General features: G+C 71.5%; 14 protein-coding genes. 5 read left to right on the top strand and 9 right to left on the bottom strand.

The features are described from left to right. Positions 1-122: 122 nt before the first annotated feature. Both ACYVOO_RS02230 and ACYVOO_RS02225 read right to left on the bottom strand, forming a co-directional pair. Positions 123-770, bottom strand: a complete 648-nt coding sequence (locus tag ACYVOO_RS02230) for a DUF6344 domain-containing protein (RefSeq protein WP_461013956.1) — start codon at positions 768-770, stop codon at positions 123-125. A 176-nt stretch (positions 771-946) separates the two neighbouring features. After that, entirely contained in the window at positions 947-2,041 is a 1,095-nt protein-coding gene (locus ACYVOO_RS02225; RefSeq protein ID WP_461013955.1) for an Lrp/AsnC family transcriptional regulator, read from the bottom strand. A gap of 92 nt (positions 2,042-2,133) precedes the next feature. Between ACYVOO_RS02225 and ACYVOO_RS02220 the strand changes: the two genes are divergently transcribed. Continuing rightward, a complete protein-coding gene (locus ACYVOO_RS02220) occupies positions 2,134-3,450 on the top strand; it encodes a metal-dependent hydrolase family protein (RefSeq protein ID WP_461013954.1) in 1,317 nt (438 codons plus the stop codon). Then, positions 3,447-5,072 (top strand): AbgT family transporter, encoded by a 1,626-nt coding sequence (locus ACYVOO_RS02215; RefSeq protein ID WP_461013953.1) that lies wholly within the window; start codon positions 3,447-3,449, stop codon positions 5,070-5,072. Before ACYVOO_RS02220 ends, ACYVOO_RS02215 begins: the two co-directional genes overlap by 4 nt. 45 nt (positions 5,073-5,117) lie before the next feature. On the opposite strand, the gene ACYVOO_RS02210 is transcribed toward ACYVOO_RS02215, so the two are convergent. From ACYVOO_RS02210 to aspS, 4 genes are all read right to left on the bottom strand, one after another. Further along, positions 5,118-6,299, bottom strand: coding sequence for an FUSC family protein (locus tag ACYVOO_RS02210; protein WP_461013952.1), 1,182 nt, complete (start codon positions 6,297-6,299; stop codon positions 5,118-5,120). 90 nt (positions 6,300-6,389) lie between these two features. Then, positions 6,390-7,883: an NAD(P)/FAD-dependent oxidoreductase gene (locus ACYVOO_RS02205; protein ID WP_461013951.1), complete on the bottom strand. Its 1,494-nt coding sequence runs from the start codon at positions 7,881-7,883 to the stop codon at positions 6,390-6,392. A 192-nt stretch (positions 7,884-8,075) separates the two neighbouring features. Continuing rightward, positions 8,076-10,175 carry a PhoX family protein gene (locus ACYVOO_RS02200; protein WP_461013950.1) on the bottom strand — a complete coding sequence of 700 codons (2,100 nt, stop codon included), beginning with the start codon at positions 10,173-10,175 and terminating at the stop codon, positions 8,076-8,078. Between the two features lie 242 nt (positions 10,176-10,417). Beyond that, the gene (gene aspS / locus ACYVOO_RS02195; protein ID WP_461013991.1) at positions 10,418-12,181 is read right to left on the bottom strand and encodes an aspartate--tRNA ligase; all 1,764 of its coding nucleotides are present in this window, start codon (positions 12,179-12,181) and stop codon (positions 10,418-10,420) included. Between the two features lie 108 nt (positions 12,182-12,289). Between aspS and ACYVOO_RS02190 the strand changes: the two genes are divergently transcribed. Further along, positions 12,290-14,572 carry an ATP-binding SpoIIE family protein phosphatase gene (locus ACYVOO_RS02190; protein ID WP_461013949.1) on the top strand — a complete coding sequence of 761 codons (2,283 nt, stop codon included), beginning with the start codon at positions 12,290-12,292 and terminating at the stop codon, positions 14,570-14,572. A 75-nt stretch (positions 14,573-14,647) separates the two neighbouring features. On the opposite strand, the gene ACYVOO_RS02185 is transcribed toward ACYVOO_RS02190, so the two are convergent. Both ACYVOO_RS02185 and ACYVOO_RS02180 read right to left on the bottom strand, forming a co-directional pair. Then, the gene (locus tag ACYVOO_RS02185) at positions 14,648-15,607 is read right to left on the bottom strand and encodes a pirin family protein (protein WP_453349224.1); all 960 of its coding nucleotides are present in this window, start codon (positions 15,605-15,607) and stop codon (positions 14,648-14,650) included. A gap of 148 nt (positions 15,608-15,755) precedes the next feature. Then, positions 15,756-16,262, bottom strand: a complete 507-nt coding sequence (locus ACYVOO_RS02180) for an SseB family protein (protein WP_453349225.1) — start codon at positions 16,260-16,262, stop codon at positions 15,756-15,758. A 115-nt stretch (positions 16,263-16,377) separates the two neighbouring features. On the opposite strand from ACYVOO_RS02180, the gene ACYVOO_RS02175 reads away from it, so the two are divergent. After that, the gene (locus tag ACYVOO_RS02175; protein WP_461013948.1) at positions 16,378-18,204 is read left to right on the top strand and encodes an acyl-CoA dehydrogenase; all 1,827 of its coding nucleotides are present in this window, start codon (positions 16,378-16,380) and stop codon (positions 18,202-18,204) included. A 100-nt stretch (positions 18,205-18,304) separates the two neighbouring features. After that, positions 18,305-19,627 carry a M18 family aminopeptidase gene (locus tag ACYVOO_RS02170; RefSeq protein WP_461013947.1) on the top strand — a complete coding sequence of 441 codons (1,323 nt, stop codon included), beginning with the start codon at positions 18,305-18,307 and terminating at the stop codon, positions 19,625-19,627. Positions 19,628-19,659: 32 nt separating this feature from the next. Here ACYVOO_RS02170 and ACYVOO_RS02165 read toward each other — a convergent pair whose 3' ends face one another. Continuing rightward, the gene (locus ACYVOO_RS02165; RefSeq protein ID WP_461013946.1) at positions 19,660-20,400 is read right to left on the bottom strand and encodes a hypothetical protein; all 741 of its coding nucleotides are present in this window, start codon (positions 20,398-20,400) and stop codon (positions 19,660-19,662) included. Positions 20,401-20,457 lie beyond the last annotated feature (57 nt).

Raw genomic sequence — 20,457 nt, 5'->3', positions numbered from 1 at the left:
CGCCGGGACGCCGTCCAAGTGCCGTTCGCGACAACGCTTATAGGCGGGGCCTATCAGGGGCCTGTCAGGTGCGGGTCCCGTCCGTGGGACCCGCCGAGTCACCGACGTCGTGCGCTCGGCGGTCAGGCCGCAGGGCTGAGGACGCGTTCGCGCGTGGCGTGGCTGTCGCGTGCGCGTGCCGAGGGGATGCGGCCCGCCGCCGACGCCGTCGGAGCAGGGGCCTTGGCCTTGGGCGCCGCGGTCGCCGCCGAGGCCGCGCCGCCGCCCCGGTGGTCGCTCACGAGCGCGTCGCTGACCAGCGAGGAACGGGTCCTGGAGCTGGGGGAGGAGCCGTGCGCCTCGGCCCGGATGCGCTGCTTGATCGTCGGGGGCAGCGGCTGCCTCCGGTTGCGACGGGCCGTGTACGACGGGGGCGGCACACACCGCGAGGCCTTGGGCTTCGACCGCACGAACCTGCGCTTGCGCGCCCGCTCCGGTTCCGGTTCGTCCCCGAAGCCCAGCCCCGTATCGCCTGAGCCCCCGCGCGAGGCAGCCTCCCCGGGCCCCCCGGTCTCCCCGGGATCCCCGGTCTCCCCTGCGCCGGTGACGACGGTGCGGGCCGTGCCACGCGCTGCCGGGACGGTGGCACCGGCGGCGGCGTTCTGCGCCGAGGCCGGAACGTACGCCGGGACGGTGGCCGTCCGGCGGGTGGCGAACCCGAGGTGGGCGAGCAGTTTGCAGAGAACGGTGATGAAGGCTGTCCAGAGCTGCGTGGTCTTGGCGGTACCCATGACCCCTCACTTTCGGATGGAACGATCCGCGTATGTTCCTCATGATGTGTCCGAGATGCGAGGTGTGGTGGACCGACGCTCCTATTCGCGGATCTTCCGATGAACACCACCCGTACGGCCCAGCGGGACCGGGAAAAACCAGAACCGGCCCCTCAGACGTCCGGTCAGACGTCCGGTCAGAAGTCCAGCGGGACGGCCCGCAGGCTGTGTCCACGGCGGTCGAGAACACGCCCTACGTGCTTGACCGTACGCAGCACCACCGCGCGCTCCGTGACCTGGAGCCGCAGCTTCGCGAGGCGCCGGTTCAGGTGGGCCTCCATGGCGTGGACCTCGTGGAGGGCGCGCAGCCACACGTCGAGGATGAGATTGTGCGGCCCGGCGGTCACACTGCACATCCGCAGCCCGGGAAGCGTCCGCAGCGCGGCAGCCGCCTCGTCCAGGTGCTCGGCGGGTACGGAGGCGAAGTAGACGACGGAGACGGGCAGGCCCGTCAGCGGGCGGGCCAGCGCGCAGCGCAGCGACAGCCGCCCCGTCGCCGTCAGCACCCGCAGGCGGCGGCGCGCCGTGGCCACGCTGGTGTCCGCCTCCTGCGCGAGCCGGGTCAGCGGCATCCGCCCGTCGCCGCCCAGCGCGAGCGCGATGCGGCGGTCGACGGGGCGCAGCGGCTCGTCGGGCAGGTCCTCGCGCCGGGCGCGCAGCAGCTCCTGCTGCGCCGGGGTGAGGCTGCGCAGCCGCCAGTACGCGCCTTCGAAGGGCGCCGCTGTGATGACGTGGATGCGGGTGCCGCGCACGCCGGGCAGCCTGCTCACGCGCTCGCCGACGTAGGACGCGAGGTCGGCGAGGTCCCCCGCGCCGACGATGGCCAGCAGATCGCGGCCGCCCGAGGTCTGCTTGAGGCTCAGCACCCTGGCGTCGTCGGCGAGCGCGGCCGAGACCTCCTCGCGCTGTGCGCCGCCGGTGTCCACCTCGACCTGCGCGTAGACGGCCTCGTCGCGGCCCGGCGAGAGGTAGCCGTCGACCCAGGCGGCGCCGGTCCCGGCCAGCCGCTCCCAGCGGCGGGCCGCCGTGACGGGGTCGATGCCGAGCGCTTCGCCGACCTGGGCCCAGGGGACGCGGGGGTTGATCTGGAGCGCGTGCACGATCGACAGGTCCAGCTCGTCGAGCCGGACGGCTCCGGGTCCGGTTCCGGTTCCGAGGTCTGGCGTCGACGGGGCGACGTCCTCGTCCGGCGCGTGTCCGGAATCCGTACGCTGCGATTGCTGCGCGTCCATGGTGATAGCAATCCTGCACTCAGAGGGGTTCGCGGGCCACGATTCCTGCGATTTTACTCGTTGTTAACCGCTCATTCTGACGCTGCTCCCTCATGAGCACTACCTCGCAGACCGCGACCCCCGCAGCCGCTCCCGCCCCCGCAGCCCCGCTCCGCATCCACCACGCCCGGCTCATCGACGGCACGGGCGCGCGGCCCGTAGAGGACGCCGTGCTCGTCGTCGGCGCCGACGGCACCGTCGGCTACGCGGGTCCCGCCGCCGACGCCCCCGCCGCGCCGTCCGCCGCACCTGGCGAGCGCGTCATCGACGCGGGCGGCCGTACCGTGCTGCCCGGCTTCATCGACTGCCACGTCCACCTCGGGGTGGCGACGGCCTCGGAGATGAACCGCAAGTTCGCCGCCGACCCCACCGTCGAGGTGTTCCGCACCGCCGAGCGGATGCGCGCCACGCTGCACGCGGGCGTCACCACGGCCCGCGACCTGGGCGGGCTGCCCGCCGGGTTCCGTACGGCCGTCGAGCAGGGCATGACCGAGGGGCCCAGGCTGCACACGGCCGTGCGCATCATGAGCCACACGGGCGGGCACGCCGACTTCTCCACGCCCAGCGGCTTCGACCCGAGCTGCGGCATCGGCGAGATCGCCGACACCCCCGACGAGGTCAGGCTCGCCGTCCGCAGGCTGCTGCGGGCCGGGGCCGACCTGATCAAGGTCTGCGCGACGGGCGGCATGGGCAGCCCGCACGACCAGCCCGACGACGAGGGCCTGACGGTGGAGGAGATCAGCACCGTCGTCGACGAACTGGCCCGGCACGGCGGCAAACCCGTCGCGGCACACGCGCAGGGCACGGCGGGCATCCTCAACGCCATCCGCGGCGGCGTCACCAGCGTCGAGCACGGCTACGGCCTCACCGAGGAGGCGTGCGAGCTGGCGGGCGAGCGCGGGGTCTTCGTCGTGCCGACGCTCTCCACGGTCTTCGACGGCATCGACAAGGCCACCATGGAGCCGTACCACTACGAGAAGAAGGTCCGCTGGTCCGGCATCACGAAGGAGAACATCTCCCGCGCCATCGCGAGCGGCGTGAAGATCGCCATGGGCACGGACGCGGCGATGGTGCCGCACGGGCACAACCTGCGCGAGCTGGCCCACCTCGTCTCGCTCGGGATGAGCCCGATGGACGCGATCGTCGCCGGTACGCGCACGGCCTCCGAACTGCTCGGACTCCAGGCGTCCGTCGGCACCCTGGAGCCCGGCAAGCGGGCCGACCTCGTCCTGTGCGACGGCGACCCGCTCGCGGACATCGCGGTGCTGTCAGACCCTGACCGCGTCCGGCTCGTCGCGCAGGGCGGCGTCATCCGCAAGAACACGCTCACGGCGGGCGGCGCGGGCGACACGGGCGGAGCCGGATCGTGAGAGGGGCGACGAAGACGCGCGAGACGACGGGCGGCGGCACGGGCGGCGGGGGCGGCGCGGGGAGCAGGCTGCTCGACGGTGCCATGGCGGGCATCGAGCGCGTCGGCAACCGGCTGCCCCACCCGGTGCTGCTCTTCGCCGGGCTGTTCCTGGTCGTCGCCGCGGTCTCGACGGCGCTCTCCTTCGCCGGGGTCACCGTGCGGGTGCCGGGGGACGACAAGACCCTCGCGGTGAAGGGGGTGTTCACCGGGGAGGGGATGGTCTGGCTCCTGAACAACTTCATCCCCAACTTCACCGGCTTCCCCTCCCTGGGCACCGTGCTGCTGATGATGGCGGCCGTCGGCGTCGCCGAGAAGACGGGGCTGCTGGAGACCGCCGTACGGGCCTCGATCGCCCGCGCTCCGCGCGCGCTGCTGCCGTACCTCGTCGCCTTCGTCGCCTGCCAGGCACATCTGATGAGCGACGTGGCCATCCTGGTCGTCCCGCCGCTGGCCGCGCTCGTGTTCAAGAACGCGGGCCGCAATCCGATCGCCGGGCTCATCGGGGGCTTCGCCTGCGTGTGCGCCGGGTACGCGGCGGGCTTCTCCATCGGCGCGCTGGACGCGCTCTACACCGGCATCACGGAGAAGGCCGCCTCGGTCCTGCCGAGCGGCGAGGACGCCGCCACGCACATCCTGATCAACTACTTCTACACGGCCGCCGCGAGCGCCGTCCTCGCCCTCATCGGCGGCTTCCTCATCGCCCGCGTCCTCGAACCCCGGATGCCCCAGCCCCAGGAGCCACAGGAGTCCCAGGAGCAGACCGGTGACGAGGACGAGGGTGCTGTCGAGGGTGCGGAGTACCGCCCGTCGACGGAGATCACCCCGGCCCAGAAGCGCGGCCTGCTGCTCGCGGGAGCGGCCGTCCTCGCGTACGCGGCGCTCGTCGTCGCCCTCTGGCTGCTGCCCGGCAGCCCCCTGCGCGGCGCGGGCGGCAGCCTCGTGCCCTCGCCCGTGCTGGACGGGGTGGTGCCGCTGCTGTTCGTCGCGTTCGTCCTCGCCGGGACCGTCTACGGGATCGCGGTGCGCTCCCTCAAGAAGACCGAGGACGTGCCGCGGATGATGGCCGAGTCGATCACCGGGATGTCCTCGTACATCGTGCTGATCCTGGTCATCGCGCAGGTCATCGGCGTCTTCAACTGGTCCAACCTCGGCATCTGGCTCGCCGTGAAGAGCGCGGCGCTGCTGGAGTCGGCAGGGCTGACCGGCTACGTCGGGCTGGTCATGTTCGTGCTGCTGGTGTGCCTGCTGAACCTGGTCATCACCTCGGGCTCGGCCCTGTGGTCGCTGATGGCGCCGGTCTTCGTGCCGACGTTCATGCTGCTGGGCCTGGAGCCCGCGGTGACCCAGGCCGCGTTCCGCATCGGCGACTCGGCGACCCAGATGATCACGCCGATGAACCCGTACGTCTTCCTGATGCTAGTGGTGCTGCGCCGCTACGAACCGGGGGCGCAGCTCGGCACCGTGCTGTCGCGGCTCTTCGTGTTCGTGCCGCCGTTCCTGCTGGCGTGGCTCGCGGTGCTCGGCGTCTTCTACGGGTTCGAGCTGCCGCTCGGGCCCGGCGCGGAGATCCGCATGCCGTGAGCGGGTCCTGAGCGGACTGTGCGCCCGTGCGCCCGGGGTGAGGGGTCACTCCGGGCGCACGGCGCCCTCGCCGTGCGCGTGCGCGAACTCCTGGAGCAGCCGGTGCGCGTCGATGAGCAGCGCGCCGAGGGTGGGCCACGCGTCGTTCTCGCCGGTGCGCCTGACCAGCTCGTCGTAGTGCTCGCGCCCGTTCTCGACGCGTCGCCGCAGGTCCTCGTCGCCCGCCTCCGGGTCCCCGAGGCGCTGGGCCGTCTCCGCGACGAGGTCAAGGAACTCCCCGTAGGCGCGCAGGAAGCCGTCGTCGGGCGGACGCTCCTCCTCCAGCGAGCGCTGGAGGCCGAACGAGATGCTGCGCACCTGCTCGGCGGCGCGGGCCAGCGAGTCGACCATGGTGCGGTAGCCGCTGAACGTGGTGGGCGCGCTGCGGCTGAGCAGCCGCCGAGGGTTGTAGCTGATGCTCTCGGCGCCGTGCTCGACCGCGTAACGGGCCTTCCTGACGGTGCCGTCCAGCTCCCGGGCCCGGCGCGCCCACTCGGCGGCCGTGTCCTTCTCCGGAGGCCCCTCGCGCAGCCCGGAGGCCATGTCGGTGAGCACCGAGCAGACCGACGTGGACAGTTCGCGTACGCCCTCGGCCGCCGTCCCGTAGTGCATCGGCGGCAGCAGCACCAGGTTCACGACGAGCCCGGTGGCCGCGCCGAGCAGCACCATGGAGACGATCGGCCAGAGCATGGTCAGCTCGGTGCCGGAGAACGCGTTGTACGCGAAGACCCCGGCGACCGGCACCTGGATGCCCTGCACCCCCAGCTTGTGCCAGCGCCCGATCAGCAGCCCGATGACCAGCATCACCGCGAAGGCGGCGACGTTGTCCCCGAGCAGCGGCCCCACCGCGCCCGCCGCGAGCACCCCGAGGAGGACGGCGCCCACGTACTGCCCGGACTGGACCAGCGTGCGGTAGACCGTCGACTGGACGACGAGCAGCGCGGTGAAGGGCGCGTACGTGGGCTGCGGCGAGGCGACGACGTACTCGGCCAGCGTCCAGGAGACCACCCCGGCCAGCGCGCTCTTGGCGAGCAGCAGCGCGATGTGGCGTTCGTGGCCCGCGTGGCCCCTGGCCCGGCTCAGCCACTGGCGCGCCCGCTCGACGGCGCGCCCGGCGGCGCCACGGGATGAGGCTCCGTCGTGCTGGTCGCTGTCGTCGTCGTGGGGGCTGGTGCCGGATGCGCTCATGGTGCTCCGCTGTCGGGTACGGCGAGGTGGAGGGGTTCCCCCGCCCGTCGCCCCTTACGCATCGTCAGCCCCGTGAGGCACACCACCACCTCAGCTCCTGCGGTCCTTGCCGTTCTTGGGAGCACCGCCGTTCTTGGCGGCCGATCCGCTCTTCGCGTGGGTGTGGGCGCCCTTCTTGGGCGAGCCGTCGTTCGGCGACGCGCCGTTCTTGGACACCGCGCCGTTCGGCGGAGCGCCGTTCCCCGACGCCAGCTCGGCCACGCGCTCCCCCGGCAGATACGAGTCGGTGCGCTCGAAGTCCTCCAGCGTGCCAGGGCGGCGGGCGAGGAAGCCGGTGCGGACGAAGTCGTCGCCCGTGGCCGCGTTGAGCACCCAGTTCGCCGCCGTACGGAAGCGCGCGGGGGCCGTGCGCAGGGCCGCGATGTGGTAGCCGCGCGTCACGAACTGGGCCGGAAGCCCCGCGAGTTCGAACCCGGCGGGCCGGGCCACCGCGTCCTTGCCGCCCAGGTCGACGACGAGGCCGAGGTCATGGTGGCGGTACGGCGTGGTCGGCTCCCCGCGCAGCGTCGCCACGATGTTGCGCGCGGCCCGCCAGCCCTGGCGCATCGCGTGCTGCGCCGTGGGCGGGCACATCGCGCCCGCCTCCCCCTTCGCGAGGTCGGGCACGGCCGCCGCGTCACCCAGGGCGAAGACGCACTCAAGGCCCGGCACGCTCAGATCCGGCTCGACCACCAGCCGCCCCTTCACCGTCTCGCGGTCCAGCGTGCCGATGAGCGGGCTGGCGGCCACCCCGGCCGTCCAGATGAGGGTGCGGCAGGGCAGGACGCGGCCGTCGGTGAAGGTGACGGTGTCCTCGGTGACCTCCGCGACGGAGACGCCGAGGGAGACCTCGGTACCGCGCCTGGTGATGATCTCCAGCGCGCGCTGTCCGAGCCGGTCGCCCAGCTCGGGCATCAGCTTGGGCGCGATGTCGATCAGATGCCACTTGATCATGCGGGGGTCGATGCGCGGATAGCGCTTCGTGGCCGAGTTGGTCAGCCGCTGGAGGCAGGCGACGGTCTCCGTGCCCGCGTAGCCGCCGCCGACCACCACGAACTGGAGCCGCGCCGCGCGCTCCGCCTCGTCCGTCGTCGCGCAGGCCAGGTCGAGCTGCGAGATGACCTGATCGCGCACGTACGCGGCCTCGGCCAGCGTCTTCATGCCGCGCGCGTGCTGGTCGAGGCCCGGGATGTCGAAGCTGCGGGTGACGCTGCCGGGGGTGAGGACGAGATAGTCGTAGCGCCGGTTCACCAGCTTGCCCGTGATCAGCCGCACCACGCAGACCTTGGCCTTCGTGTCCACGCCGATGACGCCGCCGGGGACGATCGCCGTACGGCGCAGGAGGCGGCGCAGCGGCGGCGCGACGGACTGCGGGGTCAGCACGCCGGAGGCCACCTGGGGCAGGAGGGGCAGGTAGAGCTGGTAGCTGTTCGGGGTGACGAGGGCGATCTCCGCCTCGTACGGGCCGAGGTCACGCTCCAGCCGCCGGGCGCACTCCACCCCGGCGAAGCCTCCGCCCACGATGAGAATTCTGGGTCGTTCCATGGCTGCACTCGCTAGGTCGACTCAGCACCGCGCGGGCAAACCTGGCGGTACCGTACGAAAAGGCTCGCATGGGGTCTCGGGTCCCGCCACTGGTCGGCCCCGTGGCCGGGCCGCCCCGGCCGGAAACGGCTGAGGGGGAGGGCCAGTGCGGCCCTCCCCCTCAGCAGCGCGCTCGACTGCTGGTCCGTGCGCCTACGCGCCGATGTTCCCGCCGTCCTCGCGCCACACGCTGACGACGGACGGGCGCACGTACTTGCCCGGCCCGTCGGGCCAGGACGAGGCGGGCTTCTCCACGCTCGCGCCGTCCACCTCGCCCGGGTGCTGGACCGCGACGAGCACGCGCCGGTCCTGCACGATCGGGCCGCAGGTCTCGGCCCCTGTCGGCACCGTCAGGAACTGCCGCACCTGGCCCCGCTGACGTCCCGCCGTCGCGACCCCGAACAGCCCGTCGTGGGTGCCCAGCGCGTTGCCGTCCGTCGAGATCCACAGGTTCCCGTACGCGTCGAACGTGACGTTGTCCGGGCAGGAGATCGGGCTGACCTGGTCCTTCGGGAAACCGGCGAAGTAGGTGGACGGATCCTCCGGGTCGCCGCAGACCAGGAAGAGCCGCCACGAGAACTGCTTCGCCGTCGGGTCGTCGCCGCGCTCGGCGAACTCCAGCACCTGGCCGTGCTTGTTGCCGTTGCGCGGGTTCGCCTCGTCCGGGCCCGCCTTGCCGGCGGCGCCACGGTCGGTGTTGTTGGTGAGCGCCACATAGACCCGCCCGGTGCGCGGGCTGGGCTCCACGTCCTCGGGGCGGTCCATCTTGGTGGCGCCGACCTTGTCACCGGCCAGCCGCGTGAAGACGTACACCTCCTCGGCTGTCATGCCCGGCACGTGCGAGGTGTCGCCCGTCGCCAGCGGGATCCACTCGCCCTTGCCGTCGAACTCACCGTCCTCGGGGAGCGTGCCCTTGCCGTCGATCTCGCCCGCCGGGCTGTCGCCCTTGAGCTTGGCGACGTACAGGGTGCCCTCGTCCAGCAGCGTCAGGTTGTGCTCGCGCGCCGCCGCGCTGCTGCCGCGCATCATCCGCTTGGCGGAGACGAACTTGTACAAGTACTCAAAGCGCTCGTCGTCGCCCATGTAGACGACGGGACGCCCGTCGCGGGTCAGCCGCGGCTGCGCCGCCTCGTGCTTGAAGCGGCCGAGCGCGGTGCGCTTGCGGGGCGTCGCCTCCGGGTCGTACGGGTCCAGCTCGACGACCCAGCCGAAGCGGTGCGGCTCGTACGGCTCCTTGGTGACGTCGAAGCGCTTCTCGTACAGCTCCCACCTGCGCTGCGAGTCGGTGCCCTTGAGCGCGTAGCGCTTGAGGCGCTTCTTGTGCTCCTCGTCCGTCACCTTGTCGGTGTTGGCGAAGTACTGGTCGACGTTCTCCTCGCCGTGCAGCGTCGTGCCCCACGGAGTGGTGCCGCCCGCGCAGTTGTTGAGGGTGCCCAGGACCGTGCGGCCCTCGGGGTCGGCGGAGGTGCGCAGCCACTCGCTGCCCGCCGCCGGGCCCGTCACCTCGAAGGGCGTGGTGGCCGTGATGCGGCGGTTGAGGCGGTGCCGGGGCACGGCCTTGAGCGCGCCGCTGCGGCGCTCCTCGCGGACCACGACCACCGAGAGCCCGTGCGCCGCCATGCCGATCTCGACCTGCTCGCGGGTCGGCTTCTTCGCGTCGTACCCCGCGAACATGAGCTGCTCGTCCGTGTACTCGTGGTTCGCGACCAGGAGCTGGCTGCCGTGCTCGTGCTCAAGGGGGAGGAGGGAGAGGAAGTCGTTGTTGTAGCCGAACTGGCCCGCCTGGGCCTTCGCCGACTGCTTCTCCGGGTCGAAGTCCGGGGCGCCGCGCAGGATCGGGTCGCCCCAGCGGATCACGACGTTCTGCCCGTACCCCTGGGGGACGGTGACCCGGTCGGCGGTGTTCGCCTCGACGGGCGTGAAGCGCAGGCCCTTGGCGGCCTTGCCCCCTTTGCCTCCCTTGGCCGCGGCGCCCACTGCGCCTTGCGCGCCTCGCGCGCCTTGCGCCCCGGAGGCGGCCGACGCCTCCTGGGGGGCGCCGAGCCCGGACCCCGCGGCGGCGGCGACGCCGACCACGGCACCGGCGCGCAGCATCGTACGGCGCGAGAGCGCGCCCGCGATGATGTCGCCGGCGTACTCGTTGCCGCTGGTGTTCGGCGCCTCGTGGAAGCAGGCGTCACCACAGCGGTAACGGCAGGTCATGGCCGATCTTCCGCCTTGGTGCGACCCCAGTATCGGCAGCAGCTTTCGCATGATCCCCTCCGGATGGTGCGGTTCCTCGCAGTGCGCGACGCTATGGGCGTAGATCCGCGAGGGAGCGTCGTGAGGGTGAACTACAGGTGAATCCCCCCGCCCGCCTCCAGGGGACACGCCGCCCCAGGAGGGGGAGCACTCCGTACGAGTGCCTGTCCCGGAGCGCGCGAAGGCCCCGGCCCCCGGCTGATTCCGGGGGTCGGGGCCTTCACGTACGGTTGCCTACGGGCGCCGCACGGCGCCTACAGCTTGGGCTTGCGCACCGAGAGGTGCAGCTCCTTGAGGCGGGCCTCCTCGACCTCGCTCGGGGCGCCCATCATCAGGTCCTGCGCGTTGCCGTTCAGCGGGAACGCGATCGTCTCGCGGATGTTCGGCTCGTCGGCGAGCAGCATCACGATGCGGTCGATGCCCGGGGCGATGCCGCCGTGCGGCGGGGCGCCGAACTGGAAGGCGCGCAGCATGCCGCCGAACTCGCGCTCCACGTCCTCCTTCGAGTAGCCCGCGATCTCGAAGGCGCGGAACATGATCTCGGGCTCGTGGTTCCGGATCGCGCCGGAGGACAGCTCGGTGCCGTTGCAGACGATGTCGTACTGCCAGGCCAGGACGTCCAGCGGGTCCTGGGTCCGGAGCGCTTCCAGGCCGCCCTGAGGCATGGAGAAGGGGTTGTGCGAGAACTCGATCTTGCCGGTGTCCTCGTCCTTCTCGAACATCGGGAAGTCCACGATCCAGCAGAAGCGGAAGACGCCCTCTTCGAAGTTCCCGGTGCGCTTGGCCGCCTCGACGCGGACGGCGCCCATGATCTTCGAGACCTCGTCGAACTCACCGGCCCCGAAGAAGACCGCCGTGCCCGGCTTGGCGTTCAGCGCCGTCAGCAGCGCGGAGACGTCGGCCTCGGTGAGGAACTTCGCGATGGGGCCCGTCAGCGTGCTGTCGTCGTCGACGCGGACCCAGGCGAGGCCCTTGGCGCCCTGCTCGACGGCGAAGTCGCCCATCTGGTCGAAGAACTTCCGCGGCTGGTCCGCCGTGTCAGGGACGGCCAGCGCGCGCACGTGCTTGTCGGCGAACGCCTTGAAGCCAGAGCCGACGAAGATCTCCGAGACGTCCACCAGCTCCAGCTGGGCGCGCAGGTCCGGCTTGTCGGAGCCGTACTTGAGCATCGCCTCACGGAAGGGGATGCGCGGGAACGGGGAGGTGCACTCGCGGCCCTCGCCCAGCTCCTGGAACAGCTCGGTCATCAGCTTCTCGATGACCGCGAAGACGTCCTCCTGCTCGACGAAGCTCATCTCCATGTCGAGCTGGTAGAACTCGCCGGGGGAGCGGTCGGCGCGGGCGTCCTCGTCGCGGAAGCAGGGCGCGATCTGGAAGTAGCGGTCGAAGCCCGCGATCATCAGGAGCTGCTTGAACTGCTGCGGGGCCTGCGGCAGCGCGTAGAACTTGCCCGCGTGCAGCCGGGAGGGGACGAGGAAGTCGCGCGCGCCCTCGGGGGAGGTGGCGGAGAGGATGGGGGTGGCCATCTCGTTGAAGCCCTGCGCGACCATCTTCTCGCGGATCTTCGCGATGACCTTGGAGCGCAGCATGATGTTGCGGTGCATGCGCTCGCGGCGCAGGTCGAGGAAGCGGTACTCCAGGCGCTTCTCCTCGTTGACCCCGTCCTCGGCGTTGATCGTGAAGGGGATCTGCTCGGCGGCGCCCAGCACCTCCACCTCACCGACCTCGACCTCGATCTCGCCGGTGGGCAGCTCGGGATTGACGTTGTCCGCGCCGCGGGCCGTGACCCTGCCGTCGATGCGGACGGTGCTCTCCTTGGAGAGGGAGCTGAGGCGCTCGGCGACCTCGGTCTGCTCGGGCCGTACGACGAGCTGCACGATGCCGTAGTGATCGCGCAGATCGATGAAGAGGATGCCGCCCAGGTTCCGCCGATTGTGCAGCCACCCGCTCAGGCGGACGTCAGCGCCGACGTCCGAGGCCCGGAGTTCGCCGCAGGTGTGGGAACGGTACCGATGCATCATTCATCCAGTCATTCGGCTCAGGTGTCACTTGGGAATGCTTCTCAGACTACCGCCCTGGCCCACCCCCACTCGCCCCGCTTTCGGCAACCTACATAAAGTGGGGCAATGCGCACCGAGGACGTCCTGGCGGCCGTAGGCACCGGCCTCTGGCGATGGGACAACACCACGGGGACGGTGACCCTCGACGCCCGCGCCTCCGCCCTCCTCGGCCTCCCCGCGCGCCCCAGCCCCACCGGTCTCCTCACCATCACCGAGTCCACCGTCCGCTCACACGTCCACGTCGTCGACTTCGTGGAGCTCCAGGGCATCGCCAACCTCGCCGTCGCCGAGGGGACCGTCGCGGAGGCGCTGCTGCGGGTCGTCGACGCGGACGGGGAGGTCGTGCGCAGCGTCCGCACCCGGCTGCACCCGCACGGCGAGGGCGAGGGCGAGGCGTTCGAGCTGGTCGGCCTGATCTCCGAGGTCCCCGACCCCTCACCGGCCCAGACACCCGTCACGGGCGACTGGCGGCGCAACAGGGAGGCGTTCCTGCTCGACGCGGGCCGCGCGCTCGCCGAGGCCCACTCGACGGCCGAGGTGCTGCGCGTGGCCGCCTCGCTGGCCATGCCGGGGTTCTCGCCCGACGGGCTGGCCGTCTTTGGCGTCGAGGGCGACCGCATCTCGATCATCGGGCACCACGGGCAGGCGCAGGGCGCCGAGATTCCGTTCATGGACATGCCACTGGCTACGGAGTACCCGGCGGCCGAGGTCGTACGGACGGGGCGCGCCATCTACCTCGACTCGCCGGAGGAGTACCGCCGGCGCTTCCCCACCACCTGGGCGCTGGCCGCGCCCTTCGAGCGCCAGTCGTGGGCGTACCTCCCGCTGATCGTCGCGGGCCGCACCATCGGCGCCTGGATGGCGGCCTTCGCCTATCCCGTCGCCTTCACGCCCGACGAGCGGGCCGTGCTGACGACGGTCGCCAGGATGCTGGCCCAGGCGCTCTCGCGGGCCTCGCTGCACGAGTCCGAGCGGGAGCTGACGGCGGGGCTCCAGCGCTCGATGCGGCCCACGCACAAGCCGGGCATCGACGGGATGGCGGTGGCGGCGCGCTACATCCCGACCGGCGGCGGGCTCCAGGTCGGGGGCGACTGGTACGACGTCATCCCGCTGCCCTCCGGCAGTACGGCGCTGGTCATCGGCGATGTGCAGGGGCACGACGTGCGCGCGGCCGGGATCATGGGCCAGCTCCGCATCGCGCTGCGCGCCTACGCGTCCGAGGGCCACCATCCCGACGCGGTGCTCTCGCGCGCCTCCCGCTTCCTCGCGGGCATGGACGCGACGGAGGCGGAGGGCGAGCCGGGTCCGGGTCCTGGTCCGGGGGAGGGCGGGGAGGGCGGGGAGACCGGGGCGCCGGCGGGGACGGGGGCGGGGCCGGGGTCGGCGGGCGCGGTCGCGAGTGGGGGTCGGGGCGGAGGCAGGGGCAGGGGCGCGTGGAACGGCGACCCGCGCTTCGCCACGTGCCTCTACGTCGAGGCCGACCCGCACACCGGCACCCTCGACATCGCCCGCGCGGGGCACCCCGACCCCGCGATCCGCATGGCGGACGGCACGGTGCTGGTCCGGCCCACGGCGGGCGGGCTGCCGCTGGGCATCGACCCGGACACCGACTATCCGACGACGCGCCTCGTACTGGAGCCGGGCGAGACCCTGCTGCTGTGCACGGACGGACTCATCGAGACCGGCGGGCACGACATGGAGACGGGCTGGACCCGCATCCAGGAGGTCTTCACGCACCACTTCACGGGGCGCGCGGCCGAGGCGTACGGCGACGAGGGCCTGGAGGAGCTGGCCGACTCCCTCGTCCAGGCCGTCCACGGCCCGCCCTCGCACCACACGACGGGCCCGCTGGCCGACCGTCGCGAGGACGACATCGCGCTGCTGCTGCTCGCACTGGGCGACGGCTCCGGCGAGGGCGGCGGCCCTGGCGGCGCCGTCTCCTCGCGCCGTACGGTCCTCACCATCGCGCAGGCCGAGCCCGACCGCATCGCCGAAGCGCGGCACCAGCTCCAGGGCCTGCTCTACGACTGGACGAGCGAGGACCAGATCGACGGCGCCGTCCTGATGCTCTCCGAGATGCTCACGAACGTCCTCGTCCACACGGACGGCGACGCCCTCATGGTCGCCGAGATCAGCGGCTCACGGGGGCACCGGCTGCTGCGCGTCGAGGTCGCCGACAACAGCGACGAACTCCCCCACCGCCGCCAGCCGGGCGAGCTGGCCTCGTCGGGGCGCGGGCTGGTGCTGATGGAGATGCTCGCCGGGAGCTGGGGCGTGGACCCGAGGGGCGAGGGCAAGTGCATCTGGTTCGAGGTACGGGAGGACGAACCGCAGCCCGAGTGGGGGTGAACCCCTGCTCGGGCCGCGGGACGGCCGGCCGTGGCGCGGGTGCCGCGGGGCCCGGGTCCGGGTCCGGTCCCGGAGTCAGGCGCGGGTGGCCGGGACGCGGCCGAGGCGGCCCGCCTTGAAGTCGTCGAACGCCTGGGCCAGCTCGACGTGGCTGTTCATGACGAACGGCCCGTAGTGCGCCATCGGCTCGCGGATCGGCCGCCCGCCGAGCAGCACGACCTCCAGCTCCGGGGTGTGCGCGTCCTGGGACTCGTCGGCGCGCAGGGTGAGCGCGTCGCCCTCGCCGAAGACCGCGGTCTGCCCGGTGTGGACGGGCCGCCTGCCCGTACCGGCGGAGCCGCGGCCCGCCAGCACGTACGCCAGCGCGTTGAAGTCCGCGCGCCAGGGCAGCGTGATCTCGGCGCCGGGGGAGACCGTCGCGTGGATCATCGTGATGGGGGTGTGGGTGATGCCGGGGCCCTCGTGGCCTTCGAGGTCGCCCGCGATGACGCGCAGGAGCGCGCCGCCGTCGGGGGTGCTCAGCAGCCTGACCTGGCCGCCGCCGATGTCCTGATAGCGGGGCGCGGTCATCTTGTCGCTGGCGGGGAGGTTCACCCAGAGCTGGAGGCCGTGGAAGAGGCCGCCGGAGACGACCAGCTCCTCGGGCGGCGCCTCGATGTGCAGCAGCCCGGAGCCCGCCGTCATCCACTGGGTGTCGCCGCCGTTGATGACACCGCCGCCCCCCTCGGAGTCCTGGTGCACGAAGGAGCCGTCGATCAGGTACGTGACCGTCTCGAAGCCCCGGTGCGGGTGCCAGGGCGTGCCCTTGGGCTCGCCCGGCGCGTACTCCACCTCGCCCATCTGGTCCATCATGATGAACGGGTCGAGATGCCGGTAGTTGATCCCCGCGAAGGCCCTGCGGACGGGGAAACCCTCACCCTCGAAGCCCGTGGGGGCCGTGGTGACGGTCAGCACGGGGCGCTCGGTGGCGGCCTCGGGGCCCGGCACGGCGACGCGGGGGAGCGTGAGCGGGTTCTCGACGGTGATCGCGGGCATGGCGGTCCTCCTAGACTCACCGTTCAATGTAGTTGAACGGTGAACATCTGCCAACGTACCCGCATTCCCGGCCCCGCGCACCGGCCGTCCGCCCCCTGCGCACACGCGCAAGCGCCGCACCGCGACCGTCACTCGTAGTCGCGGAGGATCACCCGTACATGCGGCGCATCGCGAAGTCGACCATCTCCTCGACCGCCTTCGCGTCGAAGACGACCCGGTGGTCACCCTCCATGTCGAGCACGAAGCCGTACCCGGACGGAAGCAGGTCCAGCACCTCGGCACCCGTGATCACGAAGTACTTGGACTCCTTGCCCGCGTAGCTGCGCAGCTCCTTGAGGGTGCTGAACATGGGGATCACCGGCTGCTGGGTGTTGTGCAGGGCGAGGAAGCCCGGGGTCTCACCGCGCGGGCAGTAGACCTTCGAGGTGGAGAAGATGCCCTGGAAGTCCTCGGCGGACATGGAGCCGGTGGTGAAGGCGCGGACGGCCTCACGGAGGGAGGGCGGGGACGGCTCGGGATACAGCGGCTGCCCGGCGCCGTGCTGCCCGTAGGGCGGCGGGGGCGCCTGCTGAGCCGTGTACTGCTGGTGCCCCTGCTGCTGCCCACCGTGAGGGTAGCCGTGCCCGGCGGACGCGGTCTGCTCGTAGCCGTACATGCGGGAAAGAGTAACGAGTCACAGATGGACGGTTAGGGGTTGCTTCTTATTACCGACGGGTAGCATCATCGGAGACTGCTTATCAACCGAGAACGAGTCATACGGAGCCGTCGCCATGGGGCACTACAAGTCGAATCTCCGCGACATCGAGTTCAACCTCTTCGAGGTACTCGGCCGCGACACGGTGTACGGAACCGGACCGTTCGCGGAGATGGACATCGAGACCGCCAAGAGCGTGCTGTCCGAGATCGCGCGCCTGTCGGAGAACGAGCTGGCCGCGTCGTACGAGGAGGGTGACCGCACCCCTCCGGTCTTCGACCCCGAGACCAGCACCGCGCCGGTCCCGGCGTCCTTCAAGAAGAGCTACCAGGCGTACATGGACGCCGAGTGGTGGCGGCTGGGCATCCCGGAGGAGATCGGCGGCACCACCGCGCCGCGCTCGCTCCTGTGGGGCTTCGCCGAGACGATCCTGGGCGCCAACCCCGCCGTCTGGATGTACGCCTCAGGGCCGGCCTTCGCCGGTGTCCTCCACGAGGAGGGCACCGAGGAACAGCACAAGATCGCCAAGCTGATGGCGGACAAGCAGTGGGGCTCCACCATGGTGCTCACCGAGCCGGACGCGGGCTCGGACGTCGGCGCCGGCCGCACCAAGGCCGTCCAGCAGGACGACGGCACCTGGCACATCGAGGGCGTGAAGCGGTTCATCACCTCCGGTGAGCACGACATGTCCGAGAACATCGTGCACTTCGTCCTCGCCCGCCCCGAGGGCCACGGCCCGGGCACCAAGGGCCTGTCGCTCTTCATCGTGCCGAAGTACGACTTCGACTGGGAGACCGGCGAGCTGGGCGAGCGCAACGGCGTCTACGCGACCAACGTCGAGCACAAGATGGGCCTCAAGGTCTCCAACACCTGCGAGATGACCTTCGGCGCCAACGCACCGGCCAAGGGCTGGCTGCTGGGCGAGAAGCACGACGGCATCCGCCAGATGTTCAAGATCATCGAGTTCGCCCGGATGATGGTCGGCACGAAGGCCATCGCCACCCTCTCCACCGGCTACCTCAACGCCCTTGAATACGCCAAGGAGCGCGTCCAGGGCGCCGACCTGGCGCAGTTCACCGACAAGACCGCGCCGCGCGTCACCATCACCCACCACCCCGACGTGCGCCGCTCGCTGATGACGCAGAAGGCGTACGCGGAGGGCATGCGCGCCCTCGTCCTCTACACGGCCTCCGTCCAGGACGAGATCCTGGTCAAGGAGTACGACGGCGAGGACGCCTCCGCCGCGCACCGCCTCAACGACCTGCTCCTGCCGATCGTGAAGGGCTACGGCTCCGAGAAGTCCTACGAGCAGCTCGCGCAGTCCCTCCAGACCCTGGGCGGCTCCGGCTACCTCCAGGAGTACCCGATCGAGCAGTACATCCGGGACTCCAAGATCGACACCCTCTACGAGGGCACCACCGCGATCCAGGGCCAGGACTTCTTCTTCCGCAAGGTCGTCCGGGACCAGGGCCAGGCGCTCACCGCGCTCTCCGAGGAGATCAAGAAGTTCCTCTCCGAGGCGAAGGGCGGCGAGGACCTCGCGCAGGCCCGTGAGCAGCTCTCCAAGGCCGCCGTGGACCTGGAGGCGATCGTCGGCGCGATGCTGACGGACCTGGCCGCCACCGAGAAGGACGTGAAGTCCATCTACAAGGTCGGTCTGAACACCACCCGCTTCCTGCTCGCCTCCGGCGATGTCGTCATCGGTTACCTCCTCCTCCGTGGTGCCGCCGTCGCCGCCGAGAAGCTGCCGAACGCCTCGGCCAAGGACAAGCTCTTCTACGAGGGCAAGATCGCGGCAGCGAAGTTCTTCGCGGCGAACGTCCTCCCGGGTATCGCCGTGCAGCGCGGTCTGGCCGAGTCCATCGACCTGTCCGTGATGGAGCTGGACGAGGCGGCCTTCTGAGCCTCTGAAGCCGCCCCTCCCGGCTCACCCCTCATTCGGAACGCCCCTCTCCGCCCCATCCGGGAAGAGCGGGGCGTTTCGCATTCGTATGCTGAGGCATATGAGTCCGAGCACTGAGTCCTCCGAGCGCGACGCGCCTTCCCCGTCCCGCTTCGACCGCCGCCACACGGACGGCCTGATCGAGTTCCTCGCGGGCTCGCCCACGCCCTACCACGCGGTGGCCGGAGCGGCGCAGTTGCTGGAGAAGGCGGGCTTCCGGCAGGTCAGTGAGACGGACTCCTGGGACGGCTCCAGCGGCGGCAAGTACGTGCTGCGCGGGGGCGCGCTGGTGGCCTGGTACGTCCCCGAGGGGGCCGCTCCCGCGACTCCCTACCGCATCGTGGGCGCCCACACCGACTCCCCCAACCTCCGGGTCAAGCCGCTGCCCGACACGGGTGCCAACGGCTGGCGGCAGATCGCCGTCGAGGTCTACGGCGGGACCCTCCTCAACACCTGGCTGGACCGCGACCTCGGCATCGCCGGACGCCTCTCGCTGCGGGACGGCTCGACCCGGCTGGTGAACGTGGACCGGCCGCTCCTGCGCGTCCCCCAGCTCGCCATCCACCTGGACCGGCAGGTCAACGACGGGCTGAAACTGGACCGCCAGCGTCACATGACCCCCGTGTGGGGGCTCGGGACGCCGCACGAGGGCGACCTGATCCGCTTCCTCGCCGAAGAGTCGGACCTCCCCGCCGAGGAGATCACCGGCTGGGACCTGATGGCCCACAGCGTGGAGCCGCCCGCCTATCTGGGCAGGGACCGGGAACTGGTGGCGGGTCCGCGCATGGACAACCTCCTCTCGGTGTACGCGGGCGCGGCGGCCCTGGCCGCCGTCGCCGAGCGCGGGGATCTCTCCCATGTGCCGGTGCTGGCCGCCTTCGACCACGAGGAGAACGGCAGCCAGTCGGACACCGGCGCCGACGGACCGCTGCTCGGCAATGTGCTGGAGCGTTCGGTCTTCGCCCGTGGCGGCGGCTACGAGGACCGGGCCCGCGCCTACGCGGGCACCATCTGCCTCTCCTCCGACACCGGGCACGCCGTCCACCCCAACTACGCGGAGCGTCACGAGCCGGGCCACCACCCGATGCCGAACGGCGGGCCGATCCTCAAGGTCAACGTCAACCAGCGCTACGCCACGGACGGTGCGGGCCGTGCCGTCTTCGCCGCCGCCTGCGAGCGCGCCGGCGTGCCCTGGCAGAACTTCGTCTCCAACAACGCGATGCCCTGTGGGACGACGATCGGCCCCATCACCGCGGCCCGGCACGGCATTTCGACAGTGGACATCGGGGTGGCGATCCTCTCCATGCACTCGGCCCGCGAACTGTGCGGCGCGGACGACCCCTATCTGCTGGCCAACTGCCTCACCGCCTTCCTGGAGGACTGACCCCCGGACCGGCCAGGACAGCCCGGTGCCGGTCAGGACAGTTCGGTGTACGCGCGTATGAAGCGTGTGCCGTCGAGGTGGATGCTGTTCTGCCCTGACGGGGAGGGCAGCTCCAGCAGGCGGTCGAGCACCCGGCCGGAGGGGCCGCAGCCGGAGGTCCCGGGAAGCGCGAAGCGCTGATCCTCGATGCCCGGCATCTCACCGGGCGCGGGCTCGCCCACGGCCTGGAGGACCAGGCCGACCGGCTCCGCGCCGCTGCCTATGGAGCAGGTGCGCGGCAGCCCGGGTCCGGAGAGCCCGAAGACCATGCCCAGCTCGCCCATGCGCTCTTCGTCGCTGAGGAAATCGAAGGAGCCCCCATAGCCCGGGGTGACCGAGAGAGGGGTGCCCGGGACGCGCAGGGCGGCGGCCTCCAGGCCGCCGAAGACCTGGTGGAACTCCCCGTCGATACGGCCCTCCGCGTGCGTGACGGTCATCGGCTCGGATATGGGGACCTCAACACTGCCGAGCCGCAGATGCCCCGTCGCGACGACGACCTCGCAGCGCCACTGTGCGGGATCGGCACCGGCCGGCAGCTCGGACCGGGTGGGACACGAGGCGAAGCGGCCGTCCCCGTCCCCCGCTTCCACAGTCGTGGCCGCGGCCGTGGAAGCGGCGCCGACGGAGCCGACGGCCCCGAGCGTCAGCGCCGCGAGCGCGGCGAGAACCCCGCGCGAGACGCGGGACGGCCGGGCTGTACGCGCCGTGCGGGCGGCGCGGGCCGCGGAAGACATACGGGTGGTGAACACAGGGTTCCCCCTACGAATCGAACCAGTTCCTGCTCAAGGACC

It is taken from the genome of Streptomyces daliensis (assembly GCF_054782395.1).
Note: the sequence above shows the minus strand (reverse complement) of the source record. Positions and strands in the feature narration are given on the sequence as shown.

Excerpts from the sequence above, each read along its gene's own strand:
- ACYVOO_RS02230 (WP_461013956.1), bottom strand. The coding sequence starts at position 770 with ATGGGTACCGCCAAGACCACGCAGCTCTGGACAGCCTTCATCACCGTT.
- ACYVOO_RS02225 (WP_461013955.1), bottom strand. The coding sequence starts at position 2,041 with ATGGACGCGCAGCAATCGCAGCGTACGGATTCCGGACACGCGCCGGAC.
- ACYVOO_RS02220 (WP_461013954.1), top strand. The coding sequence starts at position 2,134 with ATGAGCACTACCTCGCAGACCGCGACCCCCGCAGCCGCTCCCGCCCCC.
- ACYVOO_RS02210 (WP_461013952.1), bottom strand. The coding sequence starts at position 6,299 with ATGAGCGCATCCGGCACCAGCCCCCACGACGACGACAGCGACCAGCAC.
- ACYVOO_RS02205 (WP_461013951.1), bottom strand. The coding sequence starts at position 7,883 with ATGGAACGACCCAGAATTCTCATCGTGGGCGGAGGCTTCGCCGGGGTG.
- ACYVOO_RS02200 (WP_461013950.1), bottom strand. The coding sequence starts at position 10,175 with ATGCGAAAGCTGCTGCCGATACTGGGGTCGCACCAAGGCGGAAGATCG.
- aspS (WP_461013991.1), bottom strand. The coding sequence starts at position 12,181 with ATGCATCGGTACCGTTCCCACACCTGCGGCGAACTCCGGGCCTCGGAC.
- ACYVOO_RS02190 (WP_461013949.1), top strand. The coding sequence starts at position 12,290 with ATGCGCACCGAGGACGTCCTGGCGGCCGTAGGCACCGGCCTCTGGCGA.
- ACYVOO_RS02185 (WP_453349224.1), bottom strand. The coding sequence starts at position 15,607 with ATGCCCGCGATCACCGTCGAGAACCCGCTCACGCTCCCCCGCGTCGCC.
- ACYVOO_RS02180 (WP_453349225.1), bottom strand. The coding sequence starts at position 16,262 with ATGTACGGCTACGAGCAGACCGCGTCCGCCGGGCACGGCTACCCTCAC.
- ACYVOO_RS02175 (WP_461013948.1), top strand. The coding sequence starts at position 16,378 with ATGGGGCACTACAAGTCGAATCTCCGCGACATCGAGTTCAACCTCTTC.
- ACYVOO_RS02170 (WP_461013947.1), top strand. The coding sequence starts at position 18,305 with ATGAGTCCGAGCACTGAGTCCTCCGAGCGCGACGCGCCTTCCCCGTCC.
- ACYVOO_RS02165 (WP_461013946.1), bottom strand. The coding sequence starts at position 20,400 with ATGTCTTCCGCGGCCCGCGCCGCCCGCACGGCGCGTACAGCCCGGCCG.